The following is a 15,238-nucleotide window of genomic DNA, read 5'->3' on the forward strand; positions in this document are numbered from 1 at the left end:
ACGGTGGCTCGATGGTGGCACGACAACCGGTGACGGGGCAATGCCTCGGGGCGGAAACCGATTGCGTACTGCCTGTTGACGTGGATCGGGCGCGCTGTTACGTTCCGGTGCACAGCCGTTGGACCAGTCCAACGGCCACGATCAAGGGAGGGGCCGGATGGCGAAGCTGACGATTCGCGACATCGCCGCGCTGTCCGGTCTGTCCAAGTCCACCGTCTCGCTGGTGCTGAACAACAGCCCGAAAGTGGACCCGGCGACCCGGCGGCACGTGCTTGCGGTGATGCGCCGGAATCGCTACGTGCCGAGCTTCGCGGCGACCGCGCTGGCCAAGGGCAGCACGCGACTCATCGGCATGGTCGTGCCCGGCCTGTCCTGGCACATGGTTGCCTCGATCAACCTCGGGGTCGCGGCCGTGACCGAGCAGCACGGGTTCGACATCATCCTGTACACGGCGACCAACGATCGCGACTACGGTTCGCTGATCGACCGGGTCCTGACCTCGAGCATGTCCTCGGGTCTGCTCGTGGTCAGCCACGAACAGCCGCTCGAGCCGCTCGTCCAGCTTCACCAGGAGGGCATGCCCGTCGTCCTGGTGAACACCATCGACGCCGACGTGGCCCTGCCGTCGGTCACCGCCGACAACTACGACGGTGCCCGGACGGCGATGGACCACCTGATGCAGTTGGGTCACGAGCGAATCGCTTGTGTGCAAGGCCTGATGCGCTACCGGTGCTGCCAGGACCGGTACCGCGCGTACCTGGACGCCCTGCGTGAGGCCGGCATCCAGCCCGATCCCGAGCTCACCAAGCCAGGTGACTTCGTGCCCGAGCAGATCCGTGCGCGGTCCCGCGAGCTGTTCGCGCTGCCCGCCGGCCAGCGCCCGACGGCGGTGTTCGCGCAGTCCGACGTCACGGCGTACGGCGTGATGACCGCGGCCGCCGAGGCGGGGCTGCGAGTGCCGGAGGACGTGTCGGTACTCGGGTTCGACGACATCGAGTCGGCGGCACAGATCCGGCCGCCACTGACCACCATCCAGCAGCCGTTCGTCGAGATGGGCAAGCGGGCCGCCGAGCTGCTGCTGTCCGAGATCGGTACGAACGACGACGACCCCGGCACCGAGGCGAAGCCGCCCGGCGAGAAGCCCACGGCCGACCTACCCCGTCTCGTCATGCCGACCAGCCTGATCGTCCGGGCGAGCTGCGGGCCGGTGCCCGTCACCCGCAGCCGGCGCGGACGATCCCAGACCACCAAGGCCTGATCCTCCGGATCGAGGTCCCGCCCGACCGAGCAGACGACTGCTGGCGCTTGATCCGGCGCCGCCCACCCACAGAACCCGCGGCAGTAACCACACCGACCCCGGCCGACGGCCGGCGGGTCAGGCGCTGCTGCGCGCCTTCTGGAAGGAACCCGGAGCATGAGGCCCTTTCCGCTCACCAGAGCCAGAGTGTTCAGAAAACCGACCATCGGCATGTCCAGAAAAGTGATCATCGGAGTGGTCCTGGCCGTCGTCGCGGCGGTGGCCGTCCAGCCGGTCGCGCAGGCCGACGCCACGCCGTTCGAGGTCCTGCCGACCGACCCGCTCGCGAACTTCAACGAGTTCAAGAGCCTCCCCACCGACGCCACCCAGCAGGTCCCGATCACCGGAAACCCCAACTTCAGCAAGGCCCTCGAGATCACCGTCCCGAACGGACCGCAGAGCCCGGGTCTCGACGGCGAGTACGAGATCACGCTCGGAGTCCCGACCGCCGCGACCGTGACCGTGGGAGACGCGATGGTCGCGACCCTGTGGGCACGCTCGATCGAGCCGACCCAGGGCGCCACGACCGGTAACGCGCACCTGGTGTTCGAGACCGACGGGTCGCCGTTCAAGAAGTCGCTGAACGCGGCGATGCTGTACGGCTCGGACTGGCAGAAATTCGAGTTCCCGTTCCGTGCGGCCGTCACCTACACGGCAGGCACCACCACCGCCGCGCACCTGAACCTCTGGCTCGGGTACGGCGCTCAGAAGTTCCAGATCGCCGGGGTCTCGGTCCAGGACTGGGGCCCGGGGACGCCGGACGGCTACCCGCAGGCGACCTACGAGGGCCGCGACGCGAACGCCGCCTGGCGCGCCGACGCGAATGCGCGGATCGACCAGTACCGCAAGGGAAACCTGGCCGTCTCGGTCGTCGATCCGGCCGGCCATCCGGTCAGCGGCGCGACGGTCTCGGCGGTGCAGCAGACGAGTGCCTTCAAGTTCGGTGCCGCATCGGACGGCGCCCGGCTGATCGGCGATCCGTCCGGCGGGATCAGCGGGAACGACCTGCAGCAGTACCAGAGCAAGGCGTCGACGCTCTTCAACCAAGGGGCCCTGGGCAACAACCTGAAGTGGAACCATTGGGAGACCCCGACCGAACGGGAGACCGTCACCCTCCCCGCGCTGCAGTGGATGCGGGAGCACGGGATCCGGATCCGCGGTCACAACCTGGTCTGGCCGTCGTGGGGCGTGATGCCGCCGGACCTGGTCAACCTGCAGAACGATCCGGCCGCACTCCGGGCGCGGATCAACACCCACGTCACCGACGAAGCCTCGGCCCTGGCCGGGATCGTGGACGAGTGGGATGTGGTGAACGAGCCGTACTCGGAGCACAACGTGCAGGACATCCTCGGGCCGGACGAGATCGCGTCCTGGTTCCGGCTGGCCCACCAGGCCGATCCGAACGCCGAGCTCGCGCTGAACGACTACGGCATCGTCGAGAACAACGGCTGGGAGAAGCGGCACCGCGACCACGTCTACGACCTGGTCCAGTCGATGAAGTCCTCCGGTACGCCGATCGACCTGGTCGGCTTCGAGAGCCACTTCAACGGCATGCAGCTGACCTCGCCGGACGACCTGATGACGATCGTGGACCAGTTCGCCGGCCTCGGCGTGAAGGTCGCCATCACCGAGTTCGACGTGGACACCGACGACCTGCAACTGCAGGCGGACTACACCCGCGACTTCATGACCGCGATGTTCTCGAACCCGAACGTCAACCAGATCAGCAACTTCGGCATCTGGACGAAGAACATCTACAACCCGCGCGTCGCGCTCTACAACGACGACTGGTCACCCAAGCCGAACGGTCTGGTCTGGGAAGACCTGATCGAGCGTCAGTGGCACACCAGCGTGAACGGTCAGACGACCGCCGCCGGAACGTTCGGCACCCGCGGGTTCCTCGGTGACTACCTGGTGACGGTCACCGTGAACGGCATCTCCAAGCAGGTGAAGGTCGCGATGCCGACCAGCGCCGGCGCCTCGGTGAAGGTCATCGCCGACGGGATCGCCACGACAGTCCGGACCGACACGCCGAACCCGATCGGCGACGGTGACTTCGAGACCGGCACCCGTGGCTGGACCTCGCTCGGCACCGGCCCGGGTACGGCGGCGAACGCACACAGTGGACACACCGCCCTGTCGCTCGAACCGGGATCGGGCGTGACGCAGAACGTCACCGGTCTCACCCCGGGCACGAGCTACCTGCTGTCAGGGTGGGGAAGGCTCAACGCCGGCGGCACCCAGTGCTACGTCGGTGTGCGCGGCGGAGCCAGCGCAGGTACGCCGACCTTCCAGTACGACCTGACGTACGCCGACGAACGCGCCTACACGCAGAAGCTCGCGGCCTTCACTCCGCCGACCGGGACGAAGTGGGTCCAGGTGTTCGCCTGGTCCAACCCCAACCCGACCTCGGCCCAGTGCACACTCGACGACCTCGCGATCACGCCGACGGACGGCACCCCGCCACCCGCTCAGGGTCCACCGGCCATCGCGCCGACTCTGCCGACTCCGTCGGTGCTGGGGAACGGGAGTCTGGAGTACCAGTCGGCCACGACGGGTTGGTACTGCCTCGGCACTTGCACCCTCAAGAACGCGTCGACGACCCCGCACTCCGGTAGCGGCGACCTGTCGGTGACTGGTCGTGAAGCGGCCTGGGCCGGCCCGGCACAAGGCGTGCCGGTCACCAACGGTGGTCTCTACGACTCGTCGGCCTGGGTCCGGCTGGTCAGCGGATCCGACACCGCCATGGTCAGCCTGAAGCTGACCACGTCGACCGGATCGACGACCATCCGACTCGGTTCGGCACCGGTCACCTCGACCGGGTGGACGCGAATCTCGGCTGCCAACACCAACGTCTCCTGGACCGGGACGCTGACCAAGGCCGAGTGGTGGATCAGTACGACGACAGGTGCCGGCAACCTGCTCGTCGACGACGCCTCCTTCGCACCGATGGCCAAGACCGTCGCCAACCCGCCCTCCGGCCCAGCGGAGACCGCGTTCAACCCGGTGCAGCCGACCGCTGCCTGCGTCGTACGCAACGTTGCCGACAGCACCTACACGGCGTACTTCGGCTACAGCAACGCCAACAACTACTACATCCCGGTTCCGGTCGGCAGCGACAACTCGTTCAGCCCCGGCCCGTCCGACCGTGGCCAGACCGTCTCGTTCCTGCCCTTCCAGCGGCCGCGTCGCGTCGCGGTCACCTGGGACGGCAGCCCGCTCACCTGGCGGCTCGGCCCCCTGACCCAGACCGCCTCGTCCACGTCTCCGGCGTGCGGCGCGGCTGCCAGCACTCATCGGAGGTAATGCAATGTCATCCCGCATCTCACGACGGACCCTGCTCCGGGGCGCAGCCGCGGTGGCCGGCGCCGGCGCGGCCGGCGCACTTGCCGGCTGCTCGTCGGACGACAACAGCAGCGGCACCGGTTCGAAGGCCCAGGCCACCATCACCTACTGGGACTGGTACGCCAGCCAGGCCGGGTGGGTGGACAACGAGATCAAGCTGTTCCAGCAGGCACATCCGGGGATCGCGGTCAAGAAGACCACGCAGGTCAGCGACAAGTACGCCGACCTGGTCTCGCTGGCCTACCGCAGCAACAACCCGCCGGACATCCTGATGGTGCCGAAGAGCCCGCAGCTCAGCCAGCAGGTGACGCAGGACTGGCTGCTGCCGGTGGACAAGTGGGCGACGAAGGACTGGCAGTCCCGGTTCCCGCAGAGCAGCTTCGTCGAGGGCGTCGACATGTTCGACGGCAAGATCTACACCGCGCCGTTCGCGGCACCGGCGCCGTCCCTGCAGCTGTACATCCACAACAAGGTGTTCAAGGACGCCGGACTGACCGAGTCCGACGGCAGTGTGAAGCTGCCCAAGACCTGGGACGACGTGACGAACGCGGCCGAGGCGATCGCGTCGAAGAGCGGCGGCAAGGTCGCGCCGTTCGGGTTCGGCAACTCGACGAACACGACCCTGGCCTGGTGGCTCGATCTGTTCGTCCGCGGCGCCGGCTCGCCGGGCGGTGCCGCCGTCGGCGGGATCGACGGGATGGACTACCGGGTCGGCCAGTGGACGTTCGGCACCGACCGGAACTACGCCGACGTGATCAACCTGCTGCTGGAGTGGAAGAACAAGAACTGGTTCTACCCGAACTCGATGAGCATCTCGGACGAGCAGGCCCGGGCGTTCTTCGAACGCGGCCGGTTCGGGATGACGATCGGCGGAGTCTGGAACCAGCCGGAGTGGACCGAGCACAAGTTCACCGACTACAGCCTGGTCACCCTGCCCGCGCCGGACGGTGACCCGAAGGCACTGTTCTACGGCCCGCCCGGCGGCAAGTTCGTCGCCGTGTCGTCGAAGTCCAAGCACGCCGACGAAGCGTGGGCGTGGTTCGACTGGCTGTACAGCAAGGACGCCGGCAAGCGCTGGGTCGAGCAGGGCCAGGGGCTGTCGGTCTATGCCGACAACAACGACCCGAAGGGCGTTACCTTCGCACCCTTCGCGCAGTACGTCGCCATGTCCGGGACCGCCGTGGTCGGGCCGCAGCCGACGATCCGCAACCCGCTGCTGACCAACCTCGAGCTGCCCGCGGTGAAGCCGGACATCAACGACGTCCTGTCGGGCATCTGGACCGGGCAGCTGAAGGACGTCCAGGGCACGCTGACGTCGCTGACGGACAAGATGAACCAAGCGTTGTCCGACGCGGTGAAGAAGGTCGGCACCGGTGCGAGCCTGAAGGACTTCGCCTTCCCGGACTGGGACCTGACCAAGCCGTACACCACCAAACCGGGCGCCTGATGGTTGTCACCGTCAGCGTCCGCGAGGACGTCGCCACGGCCGAGCCGCCCCGCTCGGCCGGACGGCGGCGGGCGCGACGCCGGACGTACCTGTGGTCGTACGTCTACCTGGCCCCGATGATGGTGTTGCTGCTCGGCTTCGTGGTGTACCCGATCGTGGCGTCGCTCGGGTACACGTTCTACAAGTGGGACGGGATCGGCGACCCGTCCGACTTCGTCGGGCTGGACAACTTCCGGCAGATCGTGCACGACAACATCTTCTGGCGCTCACTCGGCCACACCTTCGTGTACGCCGCCTTCGTCGTACCGATCCAGCTGATCCTGGCCCTGGCGCTCGCGCTGGTGCTGAACAACAAGCGGCTGCGGTTCGCGTCGTTCTACCGCACGTTGTTCTTCCTGCCGGTGGTGACGTCGGCGGCGGTGATCGGTGTCGTCATCCAGTTGCTGGTGTCGAACTTCGGCGACTCGATCAACGATCTGCTGCTGAAGCTGCACGTGATCGACCAGCACGTCGACTGGCTGGGGGACCCGCACTTCGCGCTGGCGATCATCATCCTGGTCGGGATCTGGCACACGTTCGGCTACAACCTCGTGTACTTCCTGGCCGGGCTGCAGACGATCCCGGACGAGCTGTACGAGGCGGCCCGGCTGGACGGCGCCGGGCCGCTGGCGACGTTCCGGTACATCACGATCCCGATGCTGCGAGCAGTCGGCGTGGTGATCGTGATCCTGGCGGTCATCGGGACTTTCCAGATCTTCGACCTCGTCCAGGTGCTGACCAGTGGTGGGCCCTACTTCTCCACCGAGGTCGTGAACACCTACATCTACCACCTGGCCTTCGGTGGCAGTAATGCGAACGCGGTGCAGCCCGACATCGGTCTGGCCTCCGCCGCGTCGTTCGTCTACGGCGTTCTGCTGATCGTGTTCTCGGTCGTACAAGTCCTCGTACTGCGATCACTGGCGAAGCGTCGGGCAACGGGAGGAAAGTCATGACGCGCCGCCGGGTGGTCACGGTGATGACCCATGTCGCCTTGCTGGTCAGCGGTCTGGCCTGGCTGTACCCGTTGTTCTGGGCGCTGGGCAGTTCACTCAAGGGCGACGACGACTTCTTCAGCGAGGGCCTCAACCCGATGCCCTCGCACTTTCTCTGGGCGAACTACCTCGACGCGTGGCGCGAGGCGTCGTTCGGCAGGTACTTCCTGAACACTTTGGTGATCACCCTCGGGACGGTAGTGGTCACTTTAGTAGTCACTTCCACCGCAGGGTACGTACTTGCCCGTACACGCTTCCCGGGGCGCGGCTTCTGCCTCGGACTGGTGTCGGCGACGCTGTTCCTGCCGCACGGCTACACGATCATTCCGGTGTTCGACCTGATGCAGCGGCTGCACCTGCTGAACAGCCTGTGGTCGGTGATCATCGTGCAGGCGTCCGGCGGCGTGGTTTTCGGCACGTTCCTGTTCATGGGCTACTTCATGGCCATCGACCGTGAGCTGGAGGACGCGGCCCAGGTCGACGGCGCGAACTTCCACCAGACGTTCGCCCGGATCATGCTGCCGCTGTCCGGCCCGATGCTGGCCACGGTCGGGTTGTTCACCGCGATCAGCGCCTGGAACAGCTTCTTCATCCCGCTGGTCTTCACTCTCGGGCGGCCGGAGCTGCGGACGCTGGCGATCGGCATGTACGCGTTCATCGGCGAGAACTCGACCGAGTGGACGTTGCTGTGCGCCGGCACGGTGATCACGCTGGCGCCGATCATCCTGCTCTTCCTGCTCCTGCAACGCTTCTTCGTCAACGGCCTGGCCGGCGCGGTCAAGCAATAGGAGGACTCTGTATGCCCACCCCCGTACGGACCGCGATCGTCGGTACCGGCAACCGTGCCCAGCTGTTCACCGAAGGGCTGGCCAAACGCGACGGGTACGACGTCGTGGCGCTGTGCGACCCGAACTCGGTGCGGATGGCGTTCCACAACCGGATGCTGCTGGCCGCCGGTCGCCGGCCGGCCCATCAGTGGCCGCCGGCCCGGTTCGACGAGATGATCCGGGTCGAACGGATCGAGCTGCTGGTGGTCACCACCGTCGATGCCACTCACAACCGCTACATCGAGGCCGCGCTGCGTGCCGGTGTCCGGGTGATCAGCGAGAAGCCGATGACCACCGACGCGACCAAGGCGCAGAGCATCTTGGACACGGTCCGCGAGACCGGCGGCGAGCTGGCGATCGCGTACAACTACCGCTTCAATCCCGTCCACCGGAAGGTCCGTGAGCTGCTGGCCGGCGGAGCGATCGGCGACATCCACTCGGTGCACTTCGAATGGCTGCTCGACGTCTCACACGGCGCGGACTACTTCCGTCGCTGGCATCGCGACAAGGCCAACTCCGGCGGCCTGATGGTGCACAAGGCCAGCCATCACTTCGACCTGGTCAACTGGTGGCTCGGCGCGGAGCCCCGGATCGTCTACGGCCAAGGCCAGTTGGCGTTCTACGGGCCGGACCACAAGCACGGGTACGCGCGGGAGTATGCGCGAGCTCATGGATCGGAGGTATCGCTCGATGATCCGTTCGCCTTGCATCTGGCGGACAATGCGACGCTGAAGGAGCTCTACCTGGACGCCGAGGTCGAGGACGGGTACTACCGCGACCGGAACGTCTTCGCACCTGGCGTCACGATCGAGGACGACATGGCGCTGCTGGTGTCCTACGACAGCGGTGCGTCGATGAGCTACCACCTGACCGCGTACTCGCCGGCCGAGGGCTATCGGGTGATGTTCAACGGATCGGGTGGCCGACTCGAATTGAATGTCGAAGAGTCGACATGGACGATGCCGCACCTGCGTGTCGCGTCGGCCAGGGGAGCCGTTCACGGCGATCTCGCCGCGCCGACGGCAGGCCGGACGAGCATCACCCTGCGGCCGCTGTGGTCACCGCCCGAGGACCACACGGTCGATCACGATCACGCCGGCCATGGCGGAGCCGATGCGCGCGTCCTCGCGGCGTTGCTGGACGACGACCCGACGCACGCAGCGGATGTTGCCGACGCCCGTCAGGCGGCGCTGGCCTTGGTCACCGGCCTGGCCGCGAACCGGTCGTTCGAGACAGGCCAGGCGGTGCGGACCAGCGACGTACTCGATCTCTAGGGGCAGGTCTGCTGGTAGGGGCGGTCGGGGAAGATCTGGTTCCATTCGGCAGCCGTCAAGTTGCGCCCGGCCATCCTGCACGCCTGCGCGAGGGTGTGGGCGCTACGGATGTTCCATTGATAGACCTTGCCGTCGTACGACGGGATGATGATGACCTCGCCACCTCGGGCGAAGCGCGGGGTGACGGGGATCGGATCGGCTTCGGTACTGGTGGCTACCGTGAGCAGCCTGTCGAGCGTACGGGCGTCCCAGACGGTGACGGTACCGTCCGCCGCGCCGGACACGAGGCGTGTCCCGTCCGTAGAGAATCGGACGGAGACCCCTTCCGCCTTGCGGCCGCTGGGTGGCGGGAACTCGAGCGCACCCGAGGCGGTGTCGATGGTGAACACGCCGGCGGTCCCCGCGCCCGCGATCAGGCGGCCGTCGGGCGAGTAGGCGGCCGAGTTGGCCCAGGTCGGCAGCTTTCCTGTCCGGATGACCTCACCGGTGGCCGACTGGACGATCGCCCACGACATCGTCGTGCCCCGCAGGCCCTCCTCGAAGAGCACGGCGGTCGTTCCGTCCGGGGACGACGCGGTGCAGCAGTCCGCGACGAAGCCGAATGCCACGCGGCTCGGCCTGAGGTCGGCGTCGAAGTAGTGGCTGCCATCATGACTGCCCGCGACGATGCGGTTCCCGTGGTCGATGAAGGCGACCGACAGCGCGCTCAGGCCGTGCGTCGTCAGGATCTTGCCGGACTCGGCGTCAATGGTTGCGATCACTTCGAACCCGTGGACGACGAGGCGGCGGCCGTTCGGGTGCCAGGATGCCGGTGGATGGGCCTGTCGCTGGACTTCGAACCCGAGCCGGGTCGGTCGAGTCAGCTGTCCGGTAGTCGAGTCGGCGATGCTCAACCACGACGTGCCGGCTTCGTTCCACAGGTACGCCGTCCGCCTGCCGTCGTCAGAGGCAAGAACGTGGGTGTAGCGGCGGGGTGGCGCGCCCTGGATCCAGGGCAGGTATCGCTGCTGTCCACCGAGATCGTAGGCACGCAGCATGCCTGCGTCGCCGGCCGTGTACAGCGTCCGCCCATCCGGACTGAGCGCGACTCCCCACGAGACCTCCGCAGTACGCAGGCGTTGCGTCGCCTGTCCCGTGTCCAGGTCCCAGATGACGACCTCGCCCCCGTAGTGAGCGGTGGCCAACAGCTTGCCGTCGGCCGAGAAGGCAGCGTCGCGCGGTGGGTCCTGAGCAGTCGGCAACACCCAAACGGTCTTCCCGGTGCGTGCATCGACGACCGTCGTCGTAGTCCGCTCGGTGCGGACGGGGCCGGGATGCAGATAGGCGAGCAGCTCACCGTTCCGGGAGGTTTCCACGATGGGCAGACCGATGCTTGGGGTGACCACAGGATCGCCCTTGAGATCGGGTCGCTGCCACATCTCCCGGCCGGTGGCGACGTCGGACGCAATGAGCGGCCAGGACCGGTAAACCGTCCGGCCGTCGGGGCTGAGGACTGCTCGCTGCGGCCCAGTGCTGAGATCGACCCTCCGCGGCAGTCGATCGAGCGCTCCGACGTCCCAGACGAGAGCGAACGCCGAGTCGCTGTTCGGATCGCGTGCTCCGGCCACCAGATAGCGACCGTCTGCGCTGAAGGCGAGGTTGTTCAGCTGAGGTCTTCCAGAGCCTGGAAAGACGGGCTGTGGATCTACCGGCTCGAGTGTGTCGGCCCTCAGCATCCGTATCGGCCAGGCCGGGTCGACCGGGTTGTTGTAGGTGTCCACCGCGATCGCCGCGATCAGGCTGCCGTCGGGGCTGAACACCGGGCGGGTGAAGACGACCGCGTCGTCGGCGACCGGAGACAAGGTGTGCGACTCGAGCACTCGTCCCGATGCGGCGTCGTACAGCTGGAAGGTGGCACGGTTGTCGCCGGCGACGATCCTGGTGCCATCCGGCGAGACATCGGCGTTCTCGGTCCGGCCCAGCGGTGCGGAGATCGATCGGATCAGAGACGGATGTCTGTTGATCGCGGCCACCAGATTCGTCCGGGTGTCCGGGGAGTCGTCGAAGCGGACGCCTTGGGCGGCCAGTAGGAGGGACGGGCTGATGTCCTCGGTCACCAGCGCGCGAGCACCCACCTGGCGGGCCAGTTCGCGGTCGGCGGCGACTTCGGCGCGTCCTGCCTGGCGGACGGCGACGAAGCCGGCGATGAGAGCGCCGACCAGGAGGACGGCCGCGGTGGCGAGGGCGGCGCGGAGTCGACGGTTGGCCCTCGACTGGAGCCGGGCTCTGGTCTCGGCCGCACGGAGTTCGGTCTCGGACAGTCGTTTGCTCGCGGCAAGGAAGTCTTCCTCGGTCGCGGTCAGCGCGGGCGTCGTACGCTCACGCCAGTCCAGCGCCTTGGCCAGACGCACGCCACGATAGAGCTCACTGCCGGGCCGGTCGAGGTTGTTCCAGGAGTCGGCGGCGACCGCGAGATGATGCAGGACGCGCTGGCCTTCCAGGTCGTCCTCGAGCCAGCCGCGGAGGCGGGGCCAGGCCCGGACCAGAGACTCGTGGGCGATCTCGACGACTCCGGCGTCGCTGGTGAGCAGCCGCGAAGCGACCAGCAGATCGATCATCTGGTCGTCCTCGGCTCGTGTCACGACCAGGCGACGCGGCAAGCGGCTGCGGGTCGGTTCGCCCTCCGGTCCCGGCGCGACCAGGCGCAGCAACAGGCCGTGCAGGACCGTGCGCTGCTCCGGTGACAGCTGCTCGTGGACCGCTTCGGCGGATTGCGCGACCGCACTCCGGATGCCGCCGGAGGCGTTGTAGCCGGCGACCGTGAGAGTGCGTCCCTCGCGACGTTGCCAGGTCTCGCGCAAGGCGTGCGACATCAGTGGCAACGCGCCCGGCTGGTCCGCGACCACGTTGACGAGCAGGTCCACCAGGCCTGGTTCGACGACCAGAGATGCCAGCCGGGCGGGTTCCTCGATCGCCGCCCGCAGGTTGTCCGGTGTCATCGCCGACAGCAGGTAGAGGCCGCGCTCGACCAATCGCGCGAACGACGGAGACTCCGAGACGTCGGCCAGCCGGTCAGCACGGATCGAGATGATCAGCAATGCCTCATGCGCTGCCAGAGCGGTCAGGAAGGCAACCCGCTTGGTCCTGTCCTGGCAGAGTGAGAACACTTCCTCGAACTGGTCGACGAGGAGCACCGGTGCCGTCGTACCGGACATGGCCGCTGCGAGCGCTGCGACCGGATGCGGCCCCGGTGTCATCACCACGACCTGCCGGCCGTCCCGGCGCAACGTGGCGGCGACGCCGGCCCGGATCAATGAGGACTTGCCGCAGCCGGAGGGGCCGGCGACTGCCAGCACCGATTCGTCGGCGAGTCGGCGCAGGCAGGCCGCGATGTCGGCGTCACGGCCGAAGAAGGAGTCGGCGTCGTCGACGTCGTACGGCTTGAGGCCCGGATACGGGCATTCCGGGCTGGGCTCCGGCAGGGCGCTCGCCGCGACCAGCGACGGGTCCTGGCGCAGGATCGCCTGCTCCAGGGCGTCGACTTCCGCGTTGGGATCGAGGCCGAGATCGCGGTTCAGGACGTTCTTCAGTCGATGGATAGTCCGCAGCGCGTCGCCTTGCCGGCCGGACCGGTACTGCGCCGTGGCGAGCAGGACCCAGCGTCGTTCGCGCAATGGCGCCTGAGTGACCAGTGCCTGTGCCTTGGCGAGGACCTGGTCGTGCTGTCCGGATCTCAGGGCCGACTCGACGTACAACTCGTCGGCCGTGTGCCGCAACTCGATCAGTCGGGAGGCCTCGATGCGGGCGGTGTCCCAGCCGTCCAGCTCCGTGAGCGGTCGGCCACGCCACAACGCCAGAGCGTCGGCGAGGACCATGGCCGATCGCTCGGGTTCGTCCGACGCGAGCAACGCCCGCGCCCGGACCACGGCACGATCGAAGCGCTGAGCGTCGATCTCGTCGAGCGGTACGGCGAGCCGGTACCCGAGCGGCTGCGTCTCGATCGCGTGCGTGCCGAGAACCTTGCGGAGCCGGACCACGCACCCCTGGACGACTTTCTGCCATGACGGCGGCGGCCGCTCGCGCCACAACACGTCGGCCAGCTGCTCTGCGCTGACGACCTCCCCGGGGTGGACGGCCAGCGCTGCGACCACGATCCGATCACGTCGCCCGAGAACCTTCTGCTCGCCCTCGACCGTGAGCGGACCGAGTACGTCGATACCCACCTCTCGACTGTCATGCCCGCCCGGAGCGCCGTCAATGGCGGCGTTACCGCCGTGATACCGCCCTGCGGCGTCGCGATACCGCTGTGGGCGACAACGGGAGTACCAGACGTACGGCGTACCCGGACCGCGGCGAGCGGTTCCGCCGGACGTCAGGACAAGGAGACGGGATCATGAAGCACCGCAGCATGGCGATCGCAGTCGTTCTCTTCGGCGTCGCCCTCGGAACGGCCGCGCCTGCGACGGCCACTCCGTGGCAACCGAACCAAACGCAGACGCAACAGGCGGACCCCTGGCCGGACGAAGGAACCGGCTATCCGGGATACGCCGACCCCACCCCTGCCCCGGCGGCACCGCTCGATTCGGTTGATCGAACGACTGCTCTCGACACCAACTCCGTCGCGTTGGGCGCACTGGGTGGCATCTCCCTCGGCGCGGTCGCGCTCGGCGTCACGCTGGTCGTTCTACGCCGCCGCGACCAGCACGGCCTCTCTGAGTCCTAATGCAGGGCTTGGCGGAGTACGGCGTGGGCGCCGCGGACGATGTCTTCGCGGTTGGTCTCGTACGCCGGGTCGGTGATGTCGGTCTTGTTGGCTGGGTCGAACGACAGCACCGGGACATGCAGGTGACCTGCGGGCATCGACGGGTCGAGCAGGTCGCGCTGGAGAGTGTTGCGGTAGGCAACCTCGTTCGACAGGTAGCCGCCACCGGTGCCCTCCGAGGCGATCGAGCCGGGTGTCGGACCCAACGGCTGCCGGACCGGCGCGGTCTGCCCGGCCGGAATCTCCAGCACCGAGGTGTTCACGCGGGTCCGGAACGGTGCGACGTCGGCCTGCGCCATCCGTGCCAGCGGGAGGCTCGAGGTCAGCCACTCCGGGCCGGGCGGCATGCTGGGGGAGACGACCGGGGCGTTGATGGTGCCGCCGCCCCAGAGGTTGTTGTTGTCACCGATCGAGCTGACCGACCGGCGCCGGCCGTTGTAGACCTCGAGGTCGAAGATGCCGACCCGGCCCTGGCTGGCCGTCATCACCAGGTCCGCGCGCTGCGGGCCAGGGCGGTAGTGCGGGGCGAGGGCGTTCTCGACCATGTTCTCGTCGAAGTCGGTGTAGCGGACCGGGAACATCACGGTCTGGATCTGGTAGGTCGTGCCATTGATCGTCCAGCGCTGGCCGTCCAGCGTCAGTGCGTTCGCTCCGGACGGGTTGCCGATCCGGATGTCCGCGTCGAGCGTGAACGGATCGAAGCCGGTGACCAGGATCTTCCGAACGCCGGGGGAGAAGCTGCTACTGGTGATGCCGCGTGAGGTGTATTCGAGCGATCGGATCAGGTCGGCGCGTTCCGTCGTACCGAGGTCGAAGTGGGGTTGCCACTGGCGCAGGGCCAGGGCCATCGAGAGCCTGGCCCAGTACAGGCCGCGGTCGTCGGTGGCGGGCAGTGCGTCGGCGCCGGTGACCGGGTGTTGGGCGCGGTGGGTCGCCGTACGCCAGAGAGCCTCGCCTTGTGTGTGGACAAGGTTCGCGGCGGCCCGCGGGCTCGGCATCGTGCAGAGCAGGCGGGTGAAGAGCGCTACCTGATGGTCGAAGCCGGATCGCTGCAGGATCTGGGCCGGGACCGACGGACCGCCTGCGACGCCGTTGTCCAGGCGTTGCTCCTCGACGCTGCCGGTGACGGACTGGTCGAGGCAACCGGTGACGACCGGCGCCGCGTGCACGGTGGGCGCGCCGGAGAGGACGGTGGTCAGGGCCAGGGCGCCGACGAGTAGGGATCGGGAGAATGAGCTGGGGCGGAGTCTCATAAGGGGTATCTATCAGATTTCGG

9 protein-coding genes are annotated in these 15,238 nt (G+C 67.7%); 7 read left to right on the forward strand and 2 right to left on the reverse strand.

The window, feature by feature from the left end; all coding sequences use genetic code 11:
* Nucleotides 1-157 precede the first annotated feature (157 nt).
* From ACIBG5_RS05985 to ACIBG5_RS06010, 6 genes are all read left to right on the forward strand, one after another.
* The gene (locus ACIBG5_RS05985; RefSeq protein ID WP_396390371.1) at nucleotides 158-1,258 is read left to right on the forward strand and encodes a LacI family DNA-binding transcriptional regulator; all 1,101 of its coding nucleotides are present in this window, start codon (nucleotides 158-160) and stop codon (nucleotides 1,256-1,258) included.
* A 210-nt stretch (nucleotides 1,259-1,468) separates the two neighbouring features.
* Nucleotides 1,469-4,603: an endo-1,4-beta-xylanase gene (locus ACIBG5_RS05990; RefSeq protein WP_396390372.1), complete on the forward strand. Its 3,135-nt coding sequence runs from the start codon at nucleotides 1,469-1,471 to the stop codon at nucleotides 4,601-4,603.
* A 4-nt stretch (nucleotides 4,604-4,607) separates the two neighbouring features.
* A complete protein-coding gene (locus ACIBG5_RS05995) occupies nucleotides 4,608-6,089 on the forward strand; it encodes an extracellular solute-binding protein (protein WP_396390373.1) in 1,482 nt (493 codons plus the stop codon).
* Nucleotides 6,089-7,081, forward strand: a complete 993-nt coding sequence (locus ACIBG5_RS06000; protein WP_396390374.1) for a carbohydrate ABC transporter permease — start codon at nucleotides 6,089-6,091, stop codon at nucleotides 7,079-7,081. Before ACIBG5_RS05995 ends, ACIBG5_RS06000 begins: the two co-directional genes overlap by 1 nt.
* Nucleotides 7,078-7,908: a carbohydrate ABC transporter permease gene (locus ACIBG5_RS06005; protein WP_131357761.1), complete on the forward strand. Its 831-nt coding sequence runs from the start codon at nucleotides 7,078-7,080 to the stop codon at nucleotides 7,906-7,908. Before ACIBG5_RS06000 ends, ACIBG5_RS06005 begins: the two co-directional genes overlap by 4 nt.
* An 11-nt stretch (nucleotides 7,909-7,919) precedes the next feature.
* Nucleotides 7,920-9,221 (forward strand): Gfo/Idh/MocA family protein, encoded by a 1,302-nt coding sequence (locus tag ACIBG5_RS06010; RefSeq protein ID WP_396390375.1) that lies wholly within the window; start codon nucleotides 7,920-7,922, stop codon nucleotides 9,219-9,221.
* Here ACIBG5_RS06010 and ACIBG5_RS06015 read toward each other — a convergent pair.
* Complete coding sequence (locus ACIBG5_RS06015) at nucleotides 9,218-13,423, reverse strand: BTAD domain-containing putative transcriptional regulator (RefSeq protein WP_396390376.1); 4,206 nt, start codon at nucleotides 13,421-13,423, stop codon at nucleotides 9,218-9,220. The two genes, ACIBG5_RS06010 and ACIBG5_RS06015, sit on opposite strands and share 4 nt — an antisense overlap.
* Before the next feature lie 170 nt (nucleotides 13,424-13,593).
* Here ACIBG5_RS06015 and ACIBG5_RS06020 point away from each other — a divergent pair, with 170 nt between their 5' ends.
* A complete protein-coding gene (locus tag ACIBG5_RS06020; protein WP_396390377.1) occupies nucleotides 13,594-13,923 on the forward strand; it encodes a hypothetical protein in 330 nt (109 codons plus the stop codon).
* Here the strand turns inward: ACIBG5_RS06020 and ACIBG5_RS06025 are convergent.
* A complete protein-coding gene (locus tag ACIBG5_RS06025; protein ID WP_396390378.1) occupies nucleotides 13,920-15,215 on the reverse strand; it encodes a hypothetical protein in 1,296 nt (431 codons plus the stop codon). The genes ACIBG5_RS06020 and ACIBG5_RS06025 overlap by 4 nt on opposite strands.
* Nucleotides 15,216-15,238: the final 23 nt, after the last annotated feature.

The organism is Kribbella sp. NPDC050241, assembly GCF_044459685.1.
Classification (GTDB): Bacteria; Actinomycetota; Actinomycetes; order Propionibacteriales; family Kribbellaceae; genus Kribbella.